The 24,460-nt window shown below is 53.7% G+C and carries 12 protein-coding genes and 1 pseudogene; 7 read left to right on the forward strand and 6 right to left on the reverse strand.

Annotation, left to right across the window (positions count from 1 at the left end):
* Positions 1–122 precede the first annotated feature (122 nt).
* The 3 genes from Pla52o_RS05450 to Pla52o_RS05460 form a co-directional block, all read right to left on the reverse strand.
* Positions 123–1,394, reverse strand: a complete 1,272-nt coding sequence (locus Pla52o_RS05450) for a hypothetical protein (protein WP_231612122.1) — start codon at positions 1,392–1,394, stop codon at positions 123–125.
* Between the two features lie 75 nt (positions 1,395–1,469).
* Entirely contained in the window at positions 1,470–2,582 is a 1,113-nt protein-coding gene (locus tag Pla52o_RS05455; RefSeq protein ID WP_231612123.1) for a squalene--hopene cyclase, read from the reverse strand.
* Between the two features lie 184 nt (positions 2,583–2,766).
* A complete protein-coding gene (locus tag Pla52o_RS05460; RefSeq protein WP_146593609.1) occupies positions 2,767–3,765 on the reverse strand; it encodes a metallophosphoesterase family protein in 999 nt (332 codons plus the stop codon).
* A gap of 384 nt (positions 3,766–4,149) precedes the next feature.
* Here Pla52o_RS05460 and Pla52o_RS27820 point away from each other — a divergent pair, with 384 nt between their 5' ends.
* Together Pla52o_RS27820 and Pla52o_RS05470 are read left to right on the forward strand one after the other, a co-directional pair.
* Positions 4,150–4,617 carry a c-type cytochrome domain-containing protein gene (locus Pla52o_RS27820; RefSeq protein WP_390620840.1) on the forward strand — a complete coding sequence of 156 codons (468 nt, stop codon included), beginning with the start codon at positions 4,150–4,152 and terminating at the stop codon, positions 4,615–4,617.
* Between the two features lie 603 nt (positions 4,618–5,220).
* Positions 5,221–6,261: a hypothetical protein gene (locus Pla52o_RS05470; RefSeq protein WP_146593611.1), complete on the forward strand. Its 1,041-nt coding sequence runs from the start codon at positions 5,221–5,223 to the stop codon at positions 6,259–6,261.
* 140 nt (positions 6,262–6,401) lie between these two features.
* On the opposite strand, the pseudogene Pla52o_RS05475 reads toward Pla52o_RS05470, so the two are convergent.
* Positions 6,402–7,699 (reverse strand): annotated as a pseudogene (locus Pla52o_RS05475) (IS256 family transposase).
* 66 nt (positions 7,700–7,765) lie between these two features.
* Between Pla52o_RS05475 and Pla52o_RS05480 the strand changes: the two are divergent.
* Positions 7,766–8,329: a hypothetical protein gene (locus tag Pla52o_RS05480; protein ID WP_146593612.1), complete on the forward strand. Its 564-nt coding sequence runs from the start codon at positions 7,766–7,768 to the stop codon at positions 8,327–8,329.
* Between the two features lie 1,046 nt (positions 8,330–9,375).
* On the opposite strand, the gene Pla52o_RS05485 is transcribed toward Pla52o_RS05480, so the two are convergent.
* The gene (locus Pla52o_RS05485) at positions 9,376–12,870 is read right to left on the reverse strand and encodes a hypothetical protein (RefSeq protein WP_146593613.1); all 3,495 of its coding nucleotides are present in this window, start codon (positions 12,868–12,870) and stop codon (positions 9,376–9,378) included.
* 984 nt (positions 12,871–13,854) lie between these two features.
* Between Pla52o_RS05485 and Pla52o_RS05490 the strand changes: the two genes are divergently transcribed.
* From Pla52o_RS05490 to Pla52o_RS05500, 3 genes are all read left to right on the forward strand, one after another.
* Positions 13,855–17,355, forward strand: a complete 3,501-nt coding sequence (locus Pla52o_RS05490) for a hypothetical protein (RefSeq protein WP_146593614.1) — start codon at positions 13,855–13,857, stop codon at positions 17,353–17,355.
* Positions 17,356–18,003: 648 nt separating this feature from the next.
* A complete protein-coding gene (locus tag Pla52o_RS05495) occupies positions 18,004–19,788 on the forward strand; it encodes an exo-alpha-sialidase (RefSeq protein ID WP_146593615.1) in 1,785 nt (594 codons plus the stop codon).
* 80 nt (positions 19,789–19,868) lie between these two features.
* Entirely contained in the window at positions 19,869–20,717 is an 849-nt protein-coding gene (locus tag Pla52o_RS05500) for an SGNH/GDSL hydrolase family protein (protein WP_146593616.1), read from the forward strand.
* 362 nt (positions 20,718–21,079) lie between these two features.
* Here the strand turns inward: Pla52o_RS05500 and Pla52o_RS26660 are convergent, their stop codons facing one another.
* Positions 21,080–21,241: a hypothetical protein gene (locus tag Pla52o_RS26660; RefSeq protein ID WP_197169023.1), complete on the reverse strand. Its 162-nt coding sequence runs from the start codon at positions 21,239–21,241 to the stop codon at positions 21,080–21,082.
* A 493-nt stretch (positions 21,242–21,734) separates the two neighbouring features.
* Between Pla52o_RS26660 and Pla52o_RS05505 the strand changes: the two genes are divergently transcribed.
* The gene (locus Pla52o_RS05505; protein WP_146593617.1) at positions 21,735–22,820 is read left to right on the forward strand and encodes a hypothetical protein; all 1,086 of its coding nucleotides are present in this window, start codon (positions 21,735–21,737) and stop codon (positions 22,818–22,820) included.
* Positions 22,821–24,460: the final 1,640 nt, after the last annotated feature.

The raw sequence follows: 24,460 nt of genomic DNA on the forward strand, positions 1-24,460 counted from the left end.
CGACACGGAGCAATTCGTCTCAAGCAGATTTCCCATTCTCGTTGGACAAGCAAACAGCCGTCCAGGATCGTGAAGGCAAAGTCATGCTCAGGGCGTTTGCGTGAGGGTGCCGCAACAGGCACTTAAGGTTTCGGTTTGATGAACAGGACATCCGCGTAGTCGATCCAGCCTTTCCTGAGATCGACGCGGAACCAGCCGTCGCTGTTTTTCTTTGAAAAGCGACATCCCGATCGTGGCCCGAGTTCTCGCAAGTCGTATTCTGCCCACGTTTTCCCCAGGTCCGGGGAATAGACAAAGCCGCAGTTCGATGTTGAAGCAGGCGCGTACAGCGCCGCCAGGATCACGTCATCCTGAATGATCATGGTGGCGGATTCGAATTCCATATCGTACACCCGTGTGTGGGCGGCCTTGTTCGCGATGTCCTCGGGAGCACAACGGAAAATTCCTCGATCATGTTTTGGGCCAACCTTGGGACCATTCGCGTCCGCCGCCCAATACAATTGGCCATCGACAAAGTTGATGCCTCCGGATTTGAAGCGAGAATCCGAGTTGACCGACACGAGCACCTTCCAATCCCAGCTATCGGACGCAGCATCATAGGTGCCACGCAGCCAGTGGCACTCGTTGCCAAAGCCGCGATCAATGTCACCGGTGCAGGTGTAGAAAGCGTTTTCCTCGGGATTGTAAGTCACCCCATGAATGTGGCGGGCGATGAGCGGATTCTTGGCATCACCGAGCATCGCGTTGGGGGCGGTTCCTTTTTGTTGAAACTTTGGATTTTGTCCGAACGAATATGCGATCTTGACCGTCTGTCCATTGTCGGTCGAGTAGTAGATATTCACTGGGACAGCGCCGCCGACGACGTTGCAGTAATTGCCCCACACCAGCATTTCCTTGCCCTCGACGTCCCAGGTGTGTTCGCCGTCGAGCGGATGGAAATACCAGCCGGGTTGATCGGGATCAACGGGCGTATGAGGAAGGTAGTCCTGGCCACTGGGATCCGTGACAGTAATCGGACGGTAGGTCGCGAGATTGTCGGTGCTGAGAAACAGTTTCTGGCGGGTCGCAAACAGAATGTTCCCGTTCTTGAGGATGGAACTGAACGTGATGTTTCCGGCATCCGGAACCGCCGCGTGGTGAGCCCACGTGTGGCCGTTGTCTTCGGACAGAAAAACGTTCTCCTGGTCAAATCCAAACGCCTTGTTATCCCGCTGTGAATCGATGTAAGGGGCGATCGGGGCCAGCCGGTACCAGAAGTGATCGGTTTCACCGGTCGCATTCGCAGGAGCGGCACGGAGTTGGGCGAGACTGGGGTTCAGCAGCGCGCCGCAGGTGGCGGTGGCGGCGGCGGTCGTCAAAAATCGTCGGCGATTGTGAGGTTGAGGAGGCATCATGATGTTCGCTTGGTAGGACGTTGAAGGAGGAAGGAAAGGAAAGGAGACGAAGTCGGAGGCGATTCTTGTTGCAGGTCACTGTCCGTCAGGTTGGGCGGAAGAGAACGGCCAACCAGGTAGCTCACCACACGCTTGCAACGCCAGGACGACATACGCACTGCCAACATTGGAGATCAGATTGCCGGCATCGTTGACGGGAGATTCGGTGAACCACATGCCGTTTTCTCGTTGATTGTCGTAAATCCATTGGATGCCCTTCCGCAGCCGAGGATCGTCGGCCGGAACACCAAGTTCCCGGGCAAGCACAATGTTCAGGCCAGTGCCATAGCCATCACTGGTTTTGGTCTTGAGTGGTTCACCGTCGCCTCGCGCGAGTCCTTTCCAATCGGTGAGGAAGCCGGCCGTCGACCAACCGCCGTCATCAAGTTGCAGGGCCAGCAGTTCTTTCAACGTTTGTTGCCGTTCTTCTTCCGTGGCGATCCCGTCAATTCGGACGGAACACCACGCCAGCATCGCTCGATGGTGCAGCGACAAAGGAGGATTGTTTTTGAAATAGGTCCGCATCTTGTCCAGACCCGCCACCGACTGTGCCGTGTTCTGATAGTCGTCCGGGGCGATTCCAATCGTCAGTGCTGCGACAGTCACACCATAGTGATCATCGATTTCCATCGGTGCGTAATCACAGTGCGGCCAGTTCCATCCGCCATCGGCGCGCTGCACCGTCCACATCAGATCCAACACGTCCTTGGCGACGTCGCTGAGTCGACCGGTTGTCTGAACATCGTTAAACGTCAGCCCGGTTCCGACCACGATTGGCCAGAAGCCCGCAGCTTCACTCGGTCCCTTCTTCTGCCAGCGAACCTTGCGATAGTCTTCGTAGAAGTTGCGGACCTCGCCCGAATCCGGCAGGATGGTGTGCAGCGCCGGTCGCGCCACCATGTAGAACAAGTTGGTATGGCACGTGGCACACTTTTTGGTTTTCACCCAGTTCAGAGCGGAACGATCCAAATACTCAGCCGCCTTTGCTGCGGAAAAATCGTCCGCCATCGGCTCGTCCGCCGAAATTTCCGGCAAGCCTTCTGGGACATCCTGTAGTGTAATGAGCTGCTTCTCTTGTGCTTGTTGTGCAAGTCCGATTGTTGGTTGCAAGACAGCCAACAGCAACAGGGTGCGAAAAATGACGCTCATTGATTTCCTTTGATCGCGGGCGGCAACTCTAAACTCAATTGAACGAGTATGATTGGGCATTCGCGAGGAACGTCAAATCAATGACTGGAGTAGTGGATCTTGTTAAAGATCCTATCGTGCAGGGATCTTTAGCAAGATCCACTACGTTGAATGTTTCAGAAATAAAATCGACGTCCCAAGCGAATCAAACTTGCGGTTCAAAGCGTATGTCCATGAACGCTCCAACGGCATTCGCATTGGTCACAAACTGAGGAATTCCGTTGACGACATCCACGGACTGCCGATGAATGTGACCGGCAAAGATTCCCATCAGGTTGTCGGCGTCAAAGACCTCGCGATGGAAGTCGAGCGTCGTCTGAGTATGCCCGGATTCCGGCCACTTGGGGCGGCGCTCGATTTCGAAGTTGCGATCCGTCGCGGCGGACCATTCCGGATTTCCGCAACCAAATCCCATGGAACGTCCCGGCGCCGATAACGGAATATGGATTAGTAGAACCAGAGGCTGGCCAAGACTTACCTGCGCCCGGAAGAATTCGAGCTGTTCCGGTAGAATCTCGTAGTTCGAATTATCGATCGCCAGAAAGCGAACTCCGTTGATATCGTATGTTGCCATCAGAGGATGTTTCCCCTGATACATTGGTTTCAATCGGCGTTCAATCCACTGGGCTCGCAGTTCTTCCAACGTCCCATCCATGCCTTCGTAGTGCCAGTCGTGATTTCCCGCCACATACAACCATGAAGTTTCAATAGCGGCAAGTCGCTGAGTAACCCACTGGATTGCAGCCTCCGATGGAAAACTGAAGATGTCTCCAACAAGTGCTACCAGATCAATGTCTCCTGTTTTCGTGCGGGCGAGAGCTTCTTCAAAACACTGTTCCGGATTGGTTGGCTTTCCGGTTCTGACGTGAGTCGTCGAATTGTACGCCTTCGCCATTCGGCCACTGAATTCCTGGTACGGTTGGCCCCGTTCGTCATCCGTGAACAAGTGAGTGTCAGCGACAATCATGACATTGACCGGGCGAGTCACGGCGTTGGTGAAAAACGTGACTTTGTTGTCGTCAATCGCAAACGATCCCCCACGGATTGCTTTGTGCCTGAGAGCCGGATGAGCAGCAGCACCCGTGGGCGCGAATCCGGCAACCGAAGCAGCGGCGGCTGTTTGAACGAATGTACGACGTTTCATCGAATGAACTCTCGATTGATTGGCTAGATCAGAGCGGGACAACGATCCTTGCGATTGCTTTTCAGCGAAGCTTGATCATTGCGGTCCGTACTATACCAGATCCTGACTGAGTTGGCGCACGACGATGGGGGGGCATCCGTGCTAAAGTGTTGCAGGAATGCTCGCTTGTGAAATTGAAAAGCGGAGTTGGAACTAGAACGGCCGTGATCGGTGTTTTACCGATATGGACGGCGATATCATCGTGGAGATACTCGCGTGCGAGGTAGCACAGACGTCGCCCAAACGAATTGCTTGAATTGCGGCCTATTGAATTGCGGCTTGTTGCTATTGCTCGGCATGCTGACGCAGTCGCTTGTTGCTGGCGACGTGCCGGAACCACTGGGCGTGATCATCGAAGACAACTGTCTCGACTGTCATGACGGGGCTTCGGCGGAAGGTGGTCTTGATCTGACGGCGCTGGATCGAAATCTGGATGACCGTGCCCTCCGCGACCGCTGGATTCAGAGGAAGCCTCGGGGACAGGAAGCCACGGGGACAGAGCATTTCTTTGGTTGGTTTGAGGTCAACTGTGGTTTGGGGCCAAATCACACCGATGGGCAATGCCCAAGCCGCGCAAACGCCATCGCTGTCCCCAACAGGGCGTTGCTGACTTCCAATCAAGTGCTCTGTCCCCGGGCTCTGTCTCCGGGCTCGCTGTCCAGTGTATTGCGAATGGTTAGTCACGAAGTGACGACATGCAAAAGCCACGGACGTGAGTCCGTGGTTTGGGAAAACAAAGCGAACCGGAGTCGCAACGCGACGACAGGGAACTTGCAATTTCTTTCCGGGCCAAAGGCCCAGCTCTTTACATAGCCCAGGGCAAGTCAACGCGAGTGGAGCGAACGTTGACGTCGCCCTGGGTTGCGTTTGCGCCGCACGCGTCGGCACCCGCGGTTTTGGCGGCTATGCCGCCAAAACCGCGGGTGCCGACCATGTACATTGGGCCCGAACCCAGGCCTGCACTTCGCTCGCAAGCTCGCTACATTTTGCCTGGCTATGCAAGCGGCTGGACCTTCGGCCCGCCAAAACTTCCGCAACTTATAAATCGCACGTTGCTTCGCGACTCGGAATGCGTCGGCATCGTCTGTTACGCAGTGAGCTTTCTTTTTCAGAGCGTGTCCATCCGTGACAACAATGGCGGGGCGAAAATTGCCGATCAAGAAGTTGACAAAGAACAAGTGGTTTGACGGGTTCGGTCAAGTAAATAAGGAGCTTCGGGGACAGGAAAAGAGTCCGCGTTCCTTTTCTTTCCGTCTAGTGCGGTGATGCGGAGCGTTGGTATTGGGGGCCGGGTGTCCGCTGTCGCGGTGATTCCGATCGGGTACACTAGTCCGACAGTACTCGACACCCACCTATTCGAACTGGCGCAACGACAAACCAGATCTGCGAAAATATTACCTTCTTGGCTAGACAGATATGAGTGACGCCGAAAGAGCTGCCGGAGGAGCGGCAGGGGGCTGCTTGACTTTGATGCTACTATGTGGCGGATGCCTTGGCATTTCCGCATTGTTCAGCCCAAGCGACTACGATCAGCATACTACACCAGTAACAACACAATTGCGTGTGGTTGACGAGGAAAAGGAGGAAAAGGAGGAACCCAAAGATGCGGCACAGATCTATGCAGAATCGATGTATGATCTTGAGGTCTTAACGTATGAACAGGAACACCGAGAGTGGGAGGAGCTCGCAAAGAACGAAGATGAACTAGCACAAGAGTTGGAGGTTAAGAAATACGAGCTAGATTCCCTCCCAGTTCCAGAAGCTCCAAAGCCGCAAACAGAACGAACGTGGACGGCACTGGGCTCCAACATCACAACCAAAGCAACCTTGGTCGATACGGACAACGAGAATGTCACGTTGCGGAAGACAGATGGTCAAACAGTTTCCGTAAAGAAAGAGATTTTAGTCGGAGGAGACAGGGCATTTGTCCAAAGCTTCTGGGAGAAGAGAAAAAAATCAGAGGAGTTGTTGGCCGAGTATCACACCGAATCGAATTCATTGTCAACGATGATCGAGGAGTTGGAAGCGAAGCTCAGTAAAGCCGGGTCCAAGCCCGTTCCGCCCGACAAAGAACGAATCTTCGAAGTAGTGCAAGCTGAATTTCGGGAGCGAGAACAAGAGGAAAGGAGACTCCAAGCAGAAATGAAGCGCGAGGCTGATGCGAGAATCGCCGTAAGGCAACGCGAGGCCGATGCAAGGAAGGGACGCGAAGACCGCATAACACGTCAGTTTAATTCCTGGAACGGTTCACATATCAATGTTGTGAAGGCCGTGAAGCGGCAGATGAATGACGCTGGATCATTTGAGCACGTCGAGACTCGCTATCGTGACCATGGGGATTCACTCACGATATTCATGGAATTCCGTGGGAAGAACGCCTATGGGGGAAAGATTCTAAGTAACGTAACCGCCAAAGTTGACATGAAGGGTAATGTTCTGTCGCTTAGCAGTTTTTGACGGTCGGAGGGGATGTCCCATTAATTGTTAAAACTCTTGATGGTCTCTCTGGTGAAAGCGTAGGTGGTTGGGTTTGAGTTTGCAACAAGTTCTCCCCTCGTGACTTCGCCGTAGGCGAAGTCACGAGGGGAGAAGACGGTTTACTTGGAAACGGCGATGGGGCGTGCCAGGGCTGCGATCAGTGCGGGCAAGGACGAGTGGCCAGAGATCCGACGGAAGCCCTTCTCCGCCTCCAGCAACGCATACGAAAGCCAACGACTTGCCTGATCCGTCTCAGCCCGAAACCGCGTCACACGGCCAAGCTTGCGACGCGTGTTCAAGAACGAGTTCTCGATTGCGTTGGTGCTCAGCAGTGAACGGTGAAGCGTGCTCGGGACGTCCAAGCGATGCAACGCTAACAGGTCATCACCGGCTTCGTGCAGGCTCCGATACGCTTCGGCGTTGATCGGTTTGAGAAACGACTTGAGCTCCCCAAAGACTTCCTCGGCAGCTTCGATTCCCTGAACGCTGCGAAGACGTGTGAACAGACGCGATAGCTCGCCCCAATGACGCTTCGAGAGTTTCCCTTTGATGTTTCGTTCCTTGTGGACCAAGCAACGCTGGACGACCGCATCGGCAAAGAACGCAACCACCGCTCCGCGAAGGGCATCGCTGCCGTCGAGAACCACGTACAAGCGGTGCTCACAAGTGAATCCGCGGTTGACGATTCGACTCATCAGTTCTCGCGAAACTACCAGGTTTTCGCTACTACCGAGTGCAAAGTCCAGGACATGCTTGCAACCCTCGCTATCGATCCCAGTGCCACGACAGCGGTCTGATCCTTGCTCAAACGGATGCCATCGAGCATCAATGCACACCAAGTGATTGTGCTGAGATCTTTACCTCGCAGCCGTTCAATGAACTTACTGCCAGCCTCTTGCCAAAGCCGCGAAACGTTGGACTTTTTGACACCAGGGGAATTTGGCTTGATCTGTTCGACGCCCCGGGCGCTGACGCCTGAGACGATCGCTTGAACGATCTGTTCCTGCAGCTGCTGGGGATCTTTAGCAACGCGGTAGGTGCTCAACTCGACTTCGTGACTGGAGCCGTCGCAGGACTTCTGACGTACTCGAGGCCGGACGACTTCTTCTCGCTGGCCCTCGTACAGAACGCGGCCTGAACTGGAGCCCGCACGATAGTGATCGCTCGATGATGGATCGTGCTTAGGGCCACAAAGCTCGGTGACTTCGGCGGCCATGACTTCACAGATCATTTCACGCACGTGACCTCGCAGGAAGTCACGAAAGATTTGACCGGTTTCCGAGGCAGAAACTTGCCCGAGTGATTCTAAATGACTAACTTCATTCATGATGGTCTCCCCGTCGGTTGCAGCCGACGAAAATTGGAAAGTTGCGGAGAGCAGAGTCTGCTCTCCGGGAGACCATCTTTCAACTTTCAATAATTATTGGGACGCTTCCCGGTCGGATTTGCGAACCGACGCGGGAAAAATACGGTCTATTGCCACATGAATATATCAGCAAACATTACTTTTGGAATTAGCGACTCATTTGATTCGGCAAACATAGCGTGCATTGGTTACGCACAAGCTGAGTTGATCGCGGAAGGATTTCGGGATGCTGCGAATATCCTCGCCTTTCAAGCCCTGGAAAATGAATCATCCTTGGACACACTAATCTTTCCCATAGCGTTCAGCTTCCGACATGCTTTTGAACTTAAACTTAAGACTGCGCTATTGCTCTCATCCTTGATCGAAAACTGCCCTAAGCTGCCTGAGATGAGCCACGATCTAAGTATGCTATGGCGTAGACTCAAACCACACGTTGAATCTCGATTTGTCTCGCACCCTGAATATCCAAGGATTCCCGAAATCGAGGAAATCTTGAAAGATTTTCAGACAGTTGATTCAGGATTCTTATTTCGTTACGCCACGGACCCGAAAGGAATTGCAAATCTTCAAAGGCTTCCGAACGTAGACATTGAACTCCTGCAAAGACGGGCGAACCTCCTTTATTCATTGCTGGACCAAATTGAAGGGGTGTTCGATGGCGATTGGAGCGGGTGTGACTGATCTGGCATGACGGCGTTCCGAAGGTTTCCGTTTTACCGGCTCCCGTGCTCATAAAAAAGGCTTCGCCGGGTGCAGGTCTTGTGTTCGGTGTTCAACGCTATGAAAATTGGACGCAGCCTCGGGACATAGCACTTTTTCGCGTGGTGTGAGGTCAACTGTGTTTTGGGGCCAAGTCACACCGATTGGCAATGCCTGAGCCGTGCAAACGCCATCGCTGCTCTTCAACAGGGCGTTGCGGACTTCCATTCAAGTGCTCTGTCTCCGGGCTCGCTGTCCAGTGTATTGCGACTGGTTAGTCACGAAGTGACGACATGCAAAAGCCACGGACGTGAGTCCGTGGCTTGGGAAATCCAAGCGAACCGGAGTCGCAACGCGACGACAGGAAACACGGATGTAGGCGCGAATGGACCACCGGGGATCGGCACCTGTCGTTGCTTCGCGACTCGGGTTGCGTCGGGCGGGCCTGTTACGCAGTGAGCCTTCGTTGTCAGAGCAAGTCTATCCGTGACAACAACGGCGGGGCGAAAAACGCCGATCAAGAAGTTGACAAAGAACAAGTGGTTTGACCGGTTCGGTCAAGCAAATAAGGCGATTGCTGAACAGGAAAAGAGTCCGCGTACTTTTTCTTTCCCGTGCCATTCGTGTCCGCCGCCGGGGCGTGCTAGTCAGCTGGCGAAGCCCACTGCGGCCTGAGAAGCTTGTCCAGTTCCGTCGGCTCACGGTGCCTTGCCTTAGGCGGATCCTCGCGTGATTGCCTGTTTTTGAGTCTTGGAACATTTTCTTCCTCAAGCTCAAGCGAATCCGAATTCCAGCGTTCACTTACTCAAAACACCTCATCGCTTGGATAGGTCAGACAACTGGCTGGGGTGTCAAGCAACGCGAGCGTGAAGTCGCTATAGCCATCCCAAAGGCGGACGAACAGTTTGCACCAGCGCGAGTGCAAGCTCGCCGGGATAGCTTCCCAGTTCGTCGAGAATCACGGCGTATTGTGGACCCTCACGCTCTCGGTGGACCTCAGGGCTCGATCACTAATTGTCGTGATTCTACTACGAGTACCTGAAATCACGTTCCTCTTCGATTTCTGCTTGTTCGATTTCATGATCGAGAGATTCGATATAGTCCTCGATCCAGCCGATGACGATTCGATCACGTTCGTCCTTGAGCCATTCACGGGCTTCGTCGCGTAGTTTGCGGCAGTTTTCGCTTGCCTTGCCACACCAACTTCTCGATCTAAAATGTGATAGGAGGGAATTGTGGTCGCTTTCGTCATCGCAATACCTCGCTACGAAGTCACGGGTCAAACGTCCAGCAGGCGACTTATCTAATGTCTTTGGCAAGGCTTGGCATAGCCAGTACGATCGACCGTCTCGGTCCACGTCAACCCACGAAAAAATATCGGCGGAAGGGAGGTGTTGAATTGGTCCGGAAACGCTATCTCCCCAACTGCTTGTCATTGCACCTGACAGCCACGACGTGATGGCCCATCTGCCGTCTTCATGCTTGTCGAGTACTTCGGTAATGCACTCCCATGCCTTGCTTGGATCGTCCGCCATCCACTGCGCCATCAATCCTTCACGGTGATGTTCGATGCAGCGCAGCATTCGGCGTTCTTGCGACAAAACTCCCTTGAAAATGTCCCATTTACGACTTGGGTAAGCCTCAATAAAACGCGTCGCTAACTCAGTCCAATAGTACCCAGCCGAATTGCCAATCCTTGAATCATTGAACTCTGGCTCAGCAAGCAACTCGAAAATGAGTGACTCTGGTAGCACCAGGTCATCGACGTAGTACTGATTGCACATTCTCAGTGAATTCTCCCAACGTCCCTCGGTCGCATTCGCAATCTGCATTTCAATGAGCTGGCGAAAGACGGGCTCGCTGATTGACTTGAGTGCATCTGTGAACCACCAGTTCTCAAGTTTCACTTTCGGCAAGATGCCAGATTCGCACAGTTCGATGACTTTTAGAACGACACCATCTGTCATTCCCGAGTGAATCACGATCTCGGAAAAATGCTCGGCGAAGCGCCGCTCTGCGGCGAGTTCAAGTACGATCGCCTCCCACTCGTCTAGGTTTGTCCAGCCGATCGAGGAGAGATAGCCGCATAGAAGCGTTGTCGACTCGATACGATCTTGCTTTCGATACGCATCAAGTATCAACGGCAACAAATCGCGATCCGGATCATTGTCGCACACGCGTCTTGCAAACCAGAATGCAGCGTTCGATGTCTCGCAAATCAGCCAAGGCAACTCCGCTTCGAGTTCCCTAGGGTTCTCGATCGCATGTGATGCAAGCCAGTCGAGCTTTTCGTCCAGACGTTTCTTCCCATCGTCGTCATGGCAGTCCTCCCAGGTCAAGTCGCGGATAAAACGCTTTGATATTGTTGGGAAATCGTCTCCATCAAGTCTTGCCAACAAGCTGCGGAACTGGGCGGCAACGCCGCTCGGCAGTTTTTCGCTGTTACGCTGCAAGTAGAATTGGAGAAACGCAATGATGTTCTTTGCGTCTGCGTCGTTGTCACGCGAAAGTTTGTCAAAGGTCGGTGCGATCTTCGATGCGAATCGCGGCAGGTGAGTCATCCAGTGGCTTCCCTTGACAATTGCCGAGACAACCTTTCCTCGCTCACTGCTTGGGCAACGCGAAAGGTAGTCGTTCAGCAGAGTCCAAACAGCAAAATAACTGTCCCAAAGCTCGCCATAGGTTTCAGGCATCCAAAACCGTATTTTTGGTCGATGCCCCTGGTGCTCTGGTCCGATAATTCGTGAATTAGGTCCAGTGGAAAGCGCCGTCTCGCATGCCTTCACGGCGATGTCGCTTTCCGCCTCGGATTTGGAATTCAGCGCAGACTCAAGAACTCTCAATCGCTTTTTCGGTGATGCTGCGGTTGCCCCAAGCCCCGGAGTGAGGCGGAACAAACCAGTAAAAGTTCCTACGGCGTTGTTCGAAAAATTGGTTTCATCAACGGAGGCAATCCGAAGCAGCAGTTCAGCAGCACGCGTGAAATGGTCGTCCCAAACGGCAATTCTCTCAAGTGTCCAGACAATTCTCTGTCGCACAGTTACCAGTGTCGCAATGGAACCGGAATCCATCTCCCCAATCGTGCGTCGAAGGCAGGAAAGCACTTGATCCGGACAGGACTCTGATAATGACATCAGCAGTTTTCCGTCGCTCTCGGTATCTGGGAACGAGCCGTCTGGGTAGATGCCTTTTCGCCCCAGAAGTTGGGATATCGAATCAATCGCTGGTTCGCATTCGTGGGCATGCTTTAACATTTCAGCAAACCAACGTTGAAGGGCCTCGGGCATCCGATTCATTTCGCCAGCAATGTCAAATGCATTGCCGTATCGCTTCCAAAAGTCTTTGAAAAGGAAAACGTGTAGTAATCGCGGTGTTATATAAAGTGTCGTCGAGCCTTGAATGACCTTGCGATCTCGCCAGAACTTGATGGCCTCACAAAACTTGCCCCATGTGACATCGCGGTCAGCAGTGCGTTGGATCATTTCCTGAATAAAGCGGGCTTCACTCTCTACAGGGGCGCTGAAGCCAAATCGTTCAAAAAGAGCAACGTGGCGTAAGATAAGCTTTCGCGTTTCGTGAAGATCGGTTTCAGTCTTTTCGTAGCCATCAAGGAATCGGTCCCAAACCAGTGACGCCGAGGGTGACGTCAACACGTCCCCGGACTTCGAGTGAAGGTTTGCTCCAACTGCATGCGCCACTCGTGGGCACCCGTCACAAAACTTCGCCCATCGACGTGCTTCGTTCTCCCCAACTCCGTGGTCCTTCAATATGGCAACGACTTCGTTTTCATCTGTCCGTGGTAGTTCGACACGGCGAGTCTGGTCGTCGCGGGTTCTGTCTTCGCCGTGGTAGATCGAGACTAGCTTAATGCGTTCAGATTTCGCTTTGAGAACATTCCAGATACTGGCAACGTCCGCCTGCGAGCATTCATCGACAACAAAAAGCACAACACGGTGATCGTCTGGCTGGATCAACTCACTAAAAAGCGAACTCTTCAACATTGCATCGCCGCCCCTCGCGAAAATCGTCACAGGGGCAAGATCGTCGGCACTGGTCAACTCCAGTGCAAAGCGAGTTTTACCGATGCCTGGTTCGCCTAGTAGTCGCAGGTGGCGCACCTCGCCACTGCGTAGCTGGTCCCGCAAATCTTCACAGAGTTGGGCCACATCAGGGCTTTGCCGAAGCGTTTGGCTCATGTCATCGAAATCGGCCCATGCGTCGCGAGAGCAAACTCCGTCAAACTCACGTCCGCGAAGGCGAAGGCAAAGCGACGGGTATTTTGCGAACAGGCCGAGTAGTTCGCTCTGGCCCCAAACGTCGACATTCGCGTTGGCGTATCCGCATTTTGCAAACGCCTTTTTGATGTGAAGGACGGCATCTGCACGCTCTTTCGCAAGCAAGTCAACTCCAAAGCAAACCATTACGTATCGCTGCCGCTTCTTTAAAAGCTTCTGAACTTCCGAGCCGAGGTTTTGAAGCTCAGCCTTGGTTTTGCTGGTTCCAAACAGTTCTTTGTAGATCACTGATGGCTGCCAGGGAGAAAAATCACCTGTTTTGATCTGAAAACCAGTGCTCACGCCGAAAATGTCGTCGCCCCTAACGTGTTTCTTATGCGTAGAGCGGACGGATGCGTCGACACCCCCGTCTGCTACGAATACTCGCTTAGAGACATTGACCGCAGTTGTGGGCAAACCACGGTCGTGCGCTCGTGCCCAACACAAAAGGCGAAACGCCTCAACGGCCCCAGTAGCTGAAAGTCGACGCAACGAGAATTCGTCGACATGAAACGGCGAGAGCAGCCGAGGCCCTTCAGACGCGTCGGCAAACGCGCTGCGTTCCTTTGCAATCCTGCGAAAGCTCGCACGCAACGCTTTCAGGTGCCCTGCAGTCGCAGGCCTTTCAAGCTTCTTGATTCTGCTCACGTGACTGGGTGACACCCTGAGAGTTCCTGCGATCTGCTCTTGGGTCTGCCCTAAATCCTTGAGTCTTTGAACAAGCTTGATGAATTCTGAGTTTCGTTCACCTTTAGCGGGGATACTCTGGCTCATTTCGCAATCTCAGGTTCGCTTGACAGATCAAATCCGATACGCAATTATTATTGCGGCACGACACCTTGCGTCAAGCCGGTGCGGTTCGCTTCGTGAGATTGGATGTGTAAAGACCGAAGGCAAGCCATCGGGAAAACGCGATCACCTTATACCCATAGCGAACCCACGCTCACGCGAATTGGTCCAACAATGGTGCTGATACCAAGGATGCGACGATAAGACCGCAAAAGTCGTCATAAACGTTTGTTGCCAAGCAATTCACAGCGAAACTTTCGCTATGATCGCACAAGCAAAAGGGTTTACATAATCACAAACAACCTATCTGAATACGACCTGCGCGACCTCGCTCAAAAGGTTGGCGGAGCGCAATTACTCCCGGAAAACGCAGACTACTACGTTGAGCTGACGCGTGCAGCAGCCGTCATTGGTTCGCTCAAGCACGAGTCTGCATTGTTCCAGATGACCAGCAACGATTGGCGGTCGTGGATCAACTCGGGCGAAGCAATGCACGGTGGTCCTGAAATGCCTGGCGATCCGCATGAAGGATTGTTCATCGCTGAAATTCCTTTCTACGGTGGAGGGTCCTTCACGATTCCCAGTGCGAATCCGGAAGACCCGTTTATTTTGGAACTGCTTGCCGAAGCGACAGTTGACACAACGCTCATAGGCGATTCGATTTTTAGGCGAGAGGCTGCGGGAATTATTCAAACCGGCCTATACCTTAGCCATCAGTGCATCGTCCGCGCCGGGCTGACGCGAACCACCAAACCAGCGGAATCCGAGAATGACGAAATTCGCTGGCCTAGCACGGAGTTGGCCTCGAAACTGCAGGAAGCGGTCACGTTCAACAGGGCAGAGGTTGTCGCCAAGCTGAAACGACGAGGATTTGGGCCGATAGGCATCGAGCGACTGGCATTCGAGCTTGGTATTATCTCCGCAGACTATGCACACTCGCTGGCCAATCCCACCCTTTCGAGACCTATCGCGACAACCGACGAAGAATTGATCGTTGTCGCTCCAACGAACTTCTTGCCAGCGATCCGTGATGCTGTGTTTCAATTGGCAGAGGAACGAGATGTTCTTGCGGAATTTATGAAATCCGTCGAGGTACGCGGTTGGACGCGACTCATGCGATTCTTTGAAATTCAAAAGTGGGCGATGGTTGGGCGGCTCCGTGCGAACTCAAACAACGGCCTAGAGGTTGGCGTTTTCCAATTCGATGACGACAAGATTGCTGTCGTGCATCTACTGGTCGATGACCTTAAGGAAGGAAGTCGAGAGCCTGAGAAATGTCATTGGGATTTATCACGCGAATTTGAACGAGTGCGGGCATCCGCTACAGGCGTGGAGAAAGACCTGCGAGCTCGCGCGGACGGCGTCACTGAGATTATGCACGTTGTGGTGATACATGGCTCCGGGCGATATCACATTTACTCGCCTCCGGAGTTATCGTCGTCTGGATGTCCTACCGTGTGTTTGACCCTCGATGAATTGCGGGTCTTTTCTCAACTTTCATCTGGTGACCCACTAGCGCTTTGGCAGTTTGCGCAAAGCAAGCAATCGAAACACGGTATGGTTAGCATGCTGGGAGGCGGATTCCTCGATCAGTATGCACAGTACCGACAACGCGATTCATTTTACTTTGGGGACGGTGGCACCCCAGACATGGTCATTCTTTCTGGCGCAGGTGTAAATGTGCGTCTTGAAGCTCAAAAGGCTCTCGACCCGCACTTGGTTCGGATGCCTGATCGAAACGCGCATGGACGAGTCTATCGAGCACAAAGCATTTCAGACTATCCGATTTTCATGACGGATCCTCTGCAAGCTGGTCCAGTTCGTTTGCTGGTCGAAGAGCTTCCGGTGCCCGTTTGGGTGATAGCGCCAGGAGATGGGGCAGACGTCACTGACGAGAACTCAAGCGTGTGCTTCCACTTGGCGGACGTGATCGCGTTCTGGATTTGGCAGCTTACACCAACGATCATTGAGTGGTGTGAGGCAGCAGATACCCTGCCGAATGAAATTGTGATTGGTGTCCATGTTGAGAGTCCGGAGGCATTCTTTGACACCGACTCGGCTGTTGGTGCGACCGGCTTTAGGTCATCCGTGGAGGAGAATCGAATTTCGATTAAATTCGATTCCGCGTTCGCCCTTGGTGCTTCTGAAGCGAACAATCGCGTGGAGCGAGAATTGGCGCGGAGCCTTCTTGTTGACGTTTCATCTTGTCTCGCCTGTCCCGTGAAACCAAGAGAAATTGACGAGGCGATAGCGACCCATGCACCACTTGGATTGAAACGCCGAATGAAAACGCTCAGTGAATCTGATGCATTGATCCTTGACAGCAGTGGGCTTCCTCAGGTTCGTCGCGTTCAATCGTTCGAGATGGAGAGAATTCGCGATGAGTCCGGCGAAGTAGCAACGAAGCGGGCAGCCGTAGACCAGCAACTTAGTACACGTGATTCGCACAAAATCCACAACGACATCGTGGGAGAGATGTTCAACAAGCTGGAAGCCGAAATCGCGAGATTTGATGACAAAGAATTGCTTCCCAATTTGATCTCGCGACACGAATCGCTTATCGCAGAACTCCGACGAACCGAAAGCATTGTTGGTTCGCATCTTTCCGCGATGGGAGACACCGTAGAAAATCGTCAGTCGTTGCAAAAGGACTTTGAAGAACTGAGAAAGGCCAGCTTGGCGAGTCGATTCTTGATGGAATACGTGTCAGCGATCCCACCTTCGGGTTCTGATGTATTCTCGACTTCTGCTTATGACCGCGTTCTGGCAATCGCGGCTGAGATTGTCGAGTGTGGCATGTTGAGCGATGGGCTGAACCACAATCTATCTGAGATCGAAGTCAATATGACCGCATCGCAACGACTGAAATTCGGCGAGTCGGCATACGCGAATGCTGCCGAAAAAATCCGCAACGACTTCTACAATTCAAAGGCGGATGCGAGCCTAAATCGAGACACCAAGGATCACGAAAGTGAAACGCAAAGACTGCCCGATGATGAAGACAAAATCGACAAACTGATTGACGACGCATCCTTGGCTGAGTTTGGCATGCTTCTAGAGGAAGTTGGAACCCTAATCGGTGGAATCGGCCGTTCGAAGTTCACCAACGCAAACGGCATTGGGTCGGCCAGCGAAGTGGAACTTATTGACTATCTTGACGGTGCGTCCTGTATAAGCCGAGATTTGATTGCGCAGGTCGTCGAACAATTTGCCGCTTCGCCGCGAAAGGCGTTCCTGAAGCCGCCTAAGCCATACACGACAAGCGAACTATGGCCCTGGAAATTCAACCGGGCACTATCCTATCTGCGAAAACCCTTAATAAAGCGGGGAGACACACTGACGTGGGGGCGACGGTCATTGATTCAATCTGTTGGCTACTTGTGCGATCTCGTCACGTCGGGCCGCATCAAATCGCCGAAGAGTGAAGCGATGGAGAAACTGGGCGGAACGCTCGCGAATCGGCGAGGAAAACAGTACGACCGAGAACTGGCGGGCAAAGTGTCAGCACTCAGCGGATATACGGCTCGGCCATCCATGACCGAGTTTAGTGGAAATCGCTTAAAACGCGCCGATGGAAATCCGATTGGCGATGTCGACGTATTCGTTCTTGACGCCAACACGCATACGATTTTTCCGATCGAGGCCAAAGCCTTTACTTTGGCCAAAACTCCGAGCGAAGTGAAGAACGAATTCGACGCGTTATTTACTGACACCGAAGATGAGATGTGCGCGGTCAGTCACCACCTTGAGCGCGTCGCTTGGTTGCAAAGCAATCTTGGCGACGTTCTTTCGGAATTTGGTGTCGATCCTGGTGAAGCTGACAGTTGGAAAATTGAACCGCTACTCGTGCTAGACTCCGATCTGCTTTCGCGTCACCTCACTGCCCCGCCGTTTCCTGTGATGACGGAGAAAGAGCTAATTCGATTCCTGACGTCGCGAGCGTAGTCGAAGCAACGCATCGGCGAAACTGCGAAGCAGATCGCTACCACCTTTTGATCCTGACGCACAATGCTCGGGGTCGCAACCGGATCGAGATTCGAGCCTTCGCCGGCACGCTCATCAAAACCAAACTGCTCGGCTACATCCAAATGGTATTGGGCTGTGAGTCTTGTTAACAGCTTCGGGGACAGAGTACTTCGTTAGGTGGTTTGAGGTCGACTGTGGATTGGGGCCAAGTCACACCGATGGGCAATGCCCAAGCCGCGCAAACGCCATCGCTGTCCCCAACAGGGAGTTGCTGACTTCCAATCAAGTGCACTGTCCGGGCTCGCTGTTGAAGCGAGCTGATTCTTATTCTTTGCCGGTGCGGGCACCGCGGGTTTTGGCTTTGGAGCCGCGGGCTAGCGGTAGTTTCCCTAGTAGCTCCTGTCCGATTGGGGATGCGTTACACTGCAGCGGTTCGAAAGCGGACCGATGACGCTCGACTTCGACCTTGAAAAGTCAATGCGTGACGGCATTTGATGATGCTGGTCGGCGGCTAACCCAGTAGGCGTTCGTGATCCGCCCGCTTGCTGAAACGCAACATGAATATTTTCCTGCCCCATTTCTCCCTGCCCAATTTCTTCCCTCCCTTTACCACCAGGTTCGAATCCGATGATGAAAGTGCGTCTCTGTTCAAAATTTTGCCTGCGTACGGTCGCATTGTGCGTCGTGATCGCCGCGTCATGTAGCATCAGCGCCGGCAGCGTGACGGCCGGCCCGCTGCAGCTGCATCCCAACGGCAAACCATTGCCAACGGATCAACAAGGGCCGTTCGTTACGACCGGTGACGGCGGCATCCTGTGCATCGATTCCAAGCAAGCCCATCACAGCGTCGACGAGGGAAAGACCTGGTCAGCGGTTCCGCTCTTTCAAGACCCGACGAAGTTTGACGTCAGCAATGAGCGAGCGCTGCTGAGAACCAAGGAAGGGACGATCATTTCCGCCTGGATGAATTTGAAGGAGCGGCGCAGTCCCGCGGGATGGGACTGGGGCGGGGCGGACAAGAAAATTACCGATTTCAATCTGCCGACCTACGTTTGCCGTAGTTTGGATGATGGCAAAACCTGGGAAGAGCCGATCCGGTTGCAAGATATCTGGTGCGGCTGCATTCATTCGCTGATTCAAACCCGCAGCGGACGCATTGTGTTGGTCGGTCAAACGGTCATTCCGCAGTGGCGTCATGCGACGGTGATCTACGTTTCGGACGATCAAGGGAAAACCTGGCAGACGAGCAACATCTTGGACTACGGCGCCGGCCGGCATGACCATGCAGGCTCTTGCGAAGCGACGGTGTTGGAACGTGCCGACGATTCATTGCATTTGTTGTTGCGGACGGAATCGGGCTATTTCTACGAAGCACAATCGGAGGACGGATTGAATTGGGTCGACCTCCGAAAGTCGAACGTGCCTTCGGTGACTTGTTGCGGAAATATGTACCGACTCGCGGACGGTCGAGCGGTGCTGTTGTGGAATCATCCGCTGCGGAGTCAGCCCACGAATCGTCGAAGTCGCGAAGAGCTTTCGATCGCCTTTTCAAACGATGACGGCAAGACCTGGGAAGATCGCACTGTGATCGCAACGCGGTATGAGCGCGGCGGCGAAGGCCCGAACGAGACGCGAGTCTCTTATCCCTATCTGTACGAACGACAACCTGGAGAACTTTGGATCACGACGATGCAGGGAAATCTGCGCATGAAGATTCAAGCAGCCGACATTACCAAAGCCGAATTTCCGCTACCGGAATCCATCGTGATGCTGGGCGACTCGACGACCGCCTTTCGTCGTGGGGTGAAGCTGGTCACGTCCAATCTGGTGTCCCAGGCATTGGGCAAAACGGGGTCTCCGCTGACCGTGATCAATCGAGGCGTGCCGTCTTCGACCACTGCCGGGGGCTTGGCGCGACTTCAGGCCGAGGCGAGTTCGCTAAACGCGAAATTGGTGGTGGTCCAATTTGGCATCAATGACTCGATTGTGGATGTTTGGAAGAATCCTCCGGCGACAGCACCTCGTGTGGCGCTGAAGGCTTACGAAGCGAACCTGCGGAAGATTGTCGAAGTGGCTCAGCAAAATGACTTAAAAGTGATCCTGATGACGACCAATCCGATTCGCTGGGGCGAGAAGATGAAGGAGCTTTATGGCAAGCCGCCGTATGACGTGAATGCGGAAGATGGTTTGGAGAGTCTGTTTCTGCCGCAATACAACGCGGTCGTCAGAGATCTGGCCAAGGAAATGCAGGTCCCCCTGATCGACGTGCATCAAGCCTTTCTGGATGCGGCGAAAGCGCAGGGGACGTCCGTCAGCGATTTGTTGCTGGACGGCGTAAATCCTAACGACGCGGGGCACGCCGTTACTGCAAAAGCATTAATCCCGGTGATTCAGCAAGTGCTGGAACAATAGCGGACGTCCGTGTCGTTGAATGCCGTTTGCTGACGGCATTCAACGACTTTAAAAAGTAACTCTGAAGAAAGACGTGACTCATGATTTGTCGTTTGCTTGTGACCCGGTGCCATTTTTCTCGGCTGCTGACGCTGTTCGCGGCGATCGTTATCGCAGCGGGGCTGTCGCTTCCTGCGCAGGCCGAGCACGAGGGAAAGCTGCAGATCCTATTGTTGGGAGATAGCACCACCGAAGGCGGGATTCCACGTCTGATTAAACCGACAGCGCCGCAGCTAGAGCAAGTGATCGAACAATTGTTGGCCGCCGAAGGGGATCTTCCCCCGACGCATGTCATCAACAACGGGCTGAGCGGGGATACGATCGATCGGTTCGTTGAGTCAGGCCGATACGCCGGAGAGGTTGCTGGATTAGCGGGGATTGATTACGTGTTCGTTCGCTATGGCATCAATGACTATGGTCGTTGCAAAAATTTCGCCACGGACTTTCCTCGCGATTATTACGGGCTAATCGCTCGGCTTCGCAAGGATCATCCGCACGCCAAAATTGTGCTGATGACGGTGATTCCTTACCAGAACGCTGCGATCGGCGAAGCGATCAACATGCGTATTCGCGAAGTCGCAGAGCAGGAACAGCTTCCGCTGTTCGACATCTACCCTCTGTATGACCAAGTTCTAAAATCGACGGGACACAATTCTCTGAATTACCGGCGTTATCCCATCGAGAACGTGCCTGAAAAGTTTCATGCCTTTGTCGCTCCTTACGTTCATGACGGCCGCGTCGTGGTTCTCGATAACGAACTGGACGGAATCCTCGGGCATTTACCTCGCTGGTACGGCGACCGCCATCCCAATCTGGCGGGCTACAATGTGATCGCCGCAGAAACGGCAAAGTACCTGGCTGAAGACCTGCGCAAGCGTAAAACGGATTAAAGACGCTGATGCAACGGTAGGTGACGGCTCTCCGAAAATTCGTGCCACCCATCAAACTCTTCAATTACTCCAGTCTCCTCTCAACCTGTCCAATCTCTGCGGTTAGCGCTGCAGAGGATGGATGAATCATGGGGCCCTGTGAGGCGAACGCAGCGGAGCTGGCACTCGACGATCTAGTGGGATGGATGGAGCAGGAATGGTTGACTTCGGGTGATGCTTCCAGGAATGGTTGCCCGCGAAGGACGCGAATCGACGCGAAGGGTTCTGTTCAGCCGGTTTGATTCGCGTTGGTTTGCGTCATAGGCGGGCCAACTGACTTTGAACTCTCAGTAGACAGCATCAGCCAAGAGGCAGCGTCGATATCAAATCGGCGATCTCTTGTCGTCGCGATGCGACTGGCGGACTGGAAATTCGCGAAAGCGATAACCGGCATTGGCCACGGCAAATGAAGTGTTTCGCTCGGTGGCCAATCCGTCGAGGTCTCGCGTGTACGGCGATGACTCTTGCCAGAAGCTTGCTCTCATGGATCGTAAAGGATCAATGAGTCAGGGGGCGCCGGGATAAAAACGGTTTCGGAATTGAGAGGAGTTGACCGAAAGGACTTTTTGCCGAATTGTTGCCGAAGTGCAGGGCACCAAACCAGATGACGCATTCATCCGAACATGCGTGGCAAATCACGACCGGCGCGTAGCGTCCATGTGATGCGATCGTTTGACCTAACGGAGCAGCCGTAAGGTGCAATCCTTCCAGTACGGATCTGCGTGGGGACGACTGACAACCGCCGTCCCTACCGTGAACCTCTTTTCCCGTTTCAGTTGGATTGACGCGAGACGACGTGATAAAATCTCACATCCCGAATGTCGCGTCATACAGCATCACAGGCGATTGCGATGAAGTGCAAAACGGAGCATACCGATCGGTGGTGTGCCGGTGTTGGGTGTCGGTTCGCTGCCAACGAACGACTTCCTTTGGTTGGTCAGAAAGGGGGCACGAACATCGCAAATTCGAGGAGCTGACGTGGGTGGTTTCAACCAGATCGAGTTTGTTCGCGATCGAATCAAAAACCTTCGACACATCGATGAGAAGCCGGTCGGCGGACTCGGAGCCTTTGGTTCACGAATCGGCGCCGCGCTCATGCTGATGATGAAAGAGCCGGAGATTCTCTTTTTTTGCCTGCTCCAATGGGCTTCGATCGGAGCCGCCTACCTGCTTTGGATTCAAATGCTCGACTGGATTCCAGAGGAAGTATGGCGGAGCACCGATGAATCGAGCGAGGGATCCATTGCCGATATCGTGTTGCTGGTTTGGTCGTTCATTTGTGTTGGACTTGCTGCGTTTCCGGTTGGCATTTTTACAGGATGCATCGGGGCGGCTCATTTCTTGCATCGGCAAGGGCGGGAGTCCAGCGTCGCCTCGTGCATGCGGTTGGTGCTACCGCAAAGTGGGGCCCTGTGGATGTTCCATTGGTTGGATGGCTGGATAACGGTGCGTCAGATCTTTCAGCGACTGCCGTCGGACGATGAACCGAATTCCATCGCGGATCGCGTGACGCGAGAAAGTCTGTACTACGCCTGGAAGCTTGGGGTTTCTGGGATTCTTCCCAGTATTGTGACGGGCAACAATCTGCGGCAGTCCGGCCTGAACTCGGTCGACTTCGTGAAGAAGAACTTCAGGGAAGTCGCCAAGCTCCGAGCTGGGTATTCAGCCGTTTGCTGGATTGTTGGAATCGGAACCTACGTCGGCACAATCTTGATGTTCAGTTTTTTCGATTTGGTACCAAGGCACGAGCGGGTCGAAAGCCATATCTATACGATTTACTTTTGGGTCGCAGTTCCTCTACTGACTGCCGTCGCTGTCGTGATGCTCTTCCTGAGACCCGTGTTCGTGCTGGCCCTCTGCGACCTCTATGCGGAGCATCTCAAGAGGCGACGTAAAGTTGCCGCGTTGCCCGAGAATCTGCCAAAATCGGTAAGCGTTTTGGTCGCGTTCGGTTGCCTGTGCCTGGTGGTTGCCGTCGTCTTCCTTCTCCGTGACACGCTAGGGATCACGGAGATGTTATCGACGCCGTACGGGGAAGAATATGGAGCCGACAAGGGAACATGATTCCCGTGCCAACCGCCCCGCGACTCCAGCCTGATCTGAGCTTTCGTTGTCATACGCTGCAGAGGATGGATGAATCATGGTTGCCTGCGAAGCGATCGCTGCGGAGCTGACGATCTGCGATTTTGCGGAATGGGTGGAGCAGGAACGATCGCTTTCGGGGAATGTTCTGAAAAGGATAGCCCGCGAATGACGCGAATCCACGCGAATGGTTCTGTTCAGCCGGTTTGATGCGCGTTTGTTCGCGTGATTCGCGGGTCAACTGACGTTGGACTCACAGTAGACAGCATCGGGCAAAGATGCAGCGTCGATATCAAATCGGCGATCTCTACTTGATACGATGCGACTGGCAGACCGGAGAGCCGCGAAAGCGATGGCCGGCATTAGCCACGGCAAATGAAGTGTTGCGTGCGGTGGCCAATGCGACGAGGCCTCACTCGAGTGGCAATCATTCCTGCCGGAGTCGTGCTCGATTGGACACGGGCACCGCAGCCGCTACGGTGCTTGCCAAAGGAGACGGGCTGGCATGGGATCTGATCAGAAAAACGGTTGATTCCCGGATGAGCGCACAAAAAAAGCCATAAACCGATTCGGTTCATGGCTTTTCAGCAAGTACACCCCAGAGGACGCGACGCCACAAACGCAGGCGTTGTCCGATATCGAAAAAGCGTGTTTCGAGGGGCAATGGGAGGGGCAATCAGTGGTAATCTTGAACGATCTGCAGTCTGAAACGCTTGCGATAATGAAGTCTATGGACATCGGCACTCAAGCCGATCTGCTGGCGGTCGCGAGGGGCTTAGCAAAGAGGCCTCCTCGATGACGCAGTTGCAACATCACGCGTCAGTCCACCAAAATTGTGGCAACTGACGCTAGGGAGTTTCACCGTAGCCCTCGATGCAGGCTGCGGAGCCTCGGGCGACTTGGGGTAACCAAACGCGTGATGGCGAACAAAGTGCGTTTGGGCGAAAACATGGGGCGCTGTGACTGCCGTGTCCGTCGATCGTGCATATGGATCCGCTTTGGGGTCGGGATGTCATCGACCTCCTCCCTTCCTTTGGTGAAGCGATACCCTGCTTCGATGGTTTAGGATTCTGGTCCCTTGAGTATCAGTCTTTGACCGCAGCCCCCAGCTAAGGATGCACTAGGAAGTTAGAACTACCTTGACGCTAGTTCTGCAGAGGGTGAGAATAGGATTCGCGATCGGCCGTTCTGAAAAGGGGGGACACCGCAAGATCAGGTCGTACTTCGTGGTGAGACCTCCCTACAACGACTTATTCTCACCCTCACCCACCGCAGAAATATAAATTCGCCGACTGAAATGATCGCTAATCGTGACCTGCTGGCTACCCTCCAATGACCGCTAGGCGTGCTCACAGGCGACGTGGCTGCGAAGTAAAACCCCACTGGCGAGGAAATGCCTGGATCAGGCCAAAGCGACGCCGCGGTTCGGTCGTCGCGGAGAGCGAGGAGATGGCTACCCAGCGGCTTACTGCTCAAGTTGGGAAAATCACTGATTTTTCCACTCCTTTGGCGTTCAATACCACATGTCGCAACTGTGGCGACAACGTATTCTTCTATCGTGATGAAAACGGTGGATGCGCAATGTTCGATTACCCCGGAAAGCCGTGGCCGATCCATGCTTG

Source organism: Novipirellula galeiformis (assembly GCF_007860095.1).
Taxonomy (GTDB): Bacteria; Planctomycetota; Planctomycetia; order Pirellulales; family Pirellulaceae; genus Novipirellula; species Novipirellula galeiformis.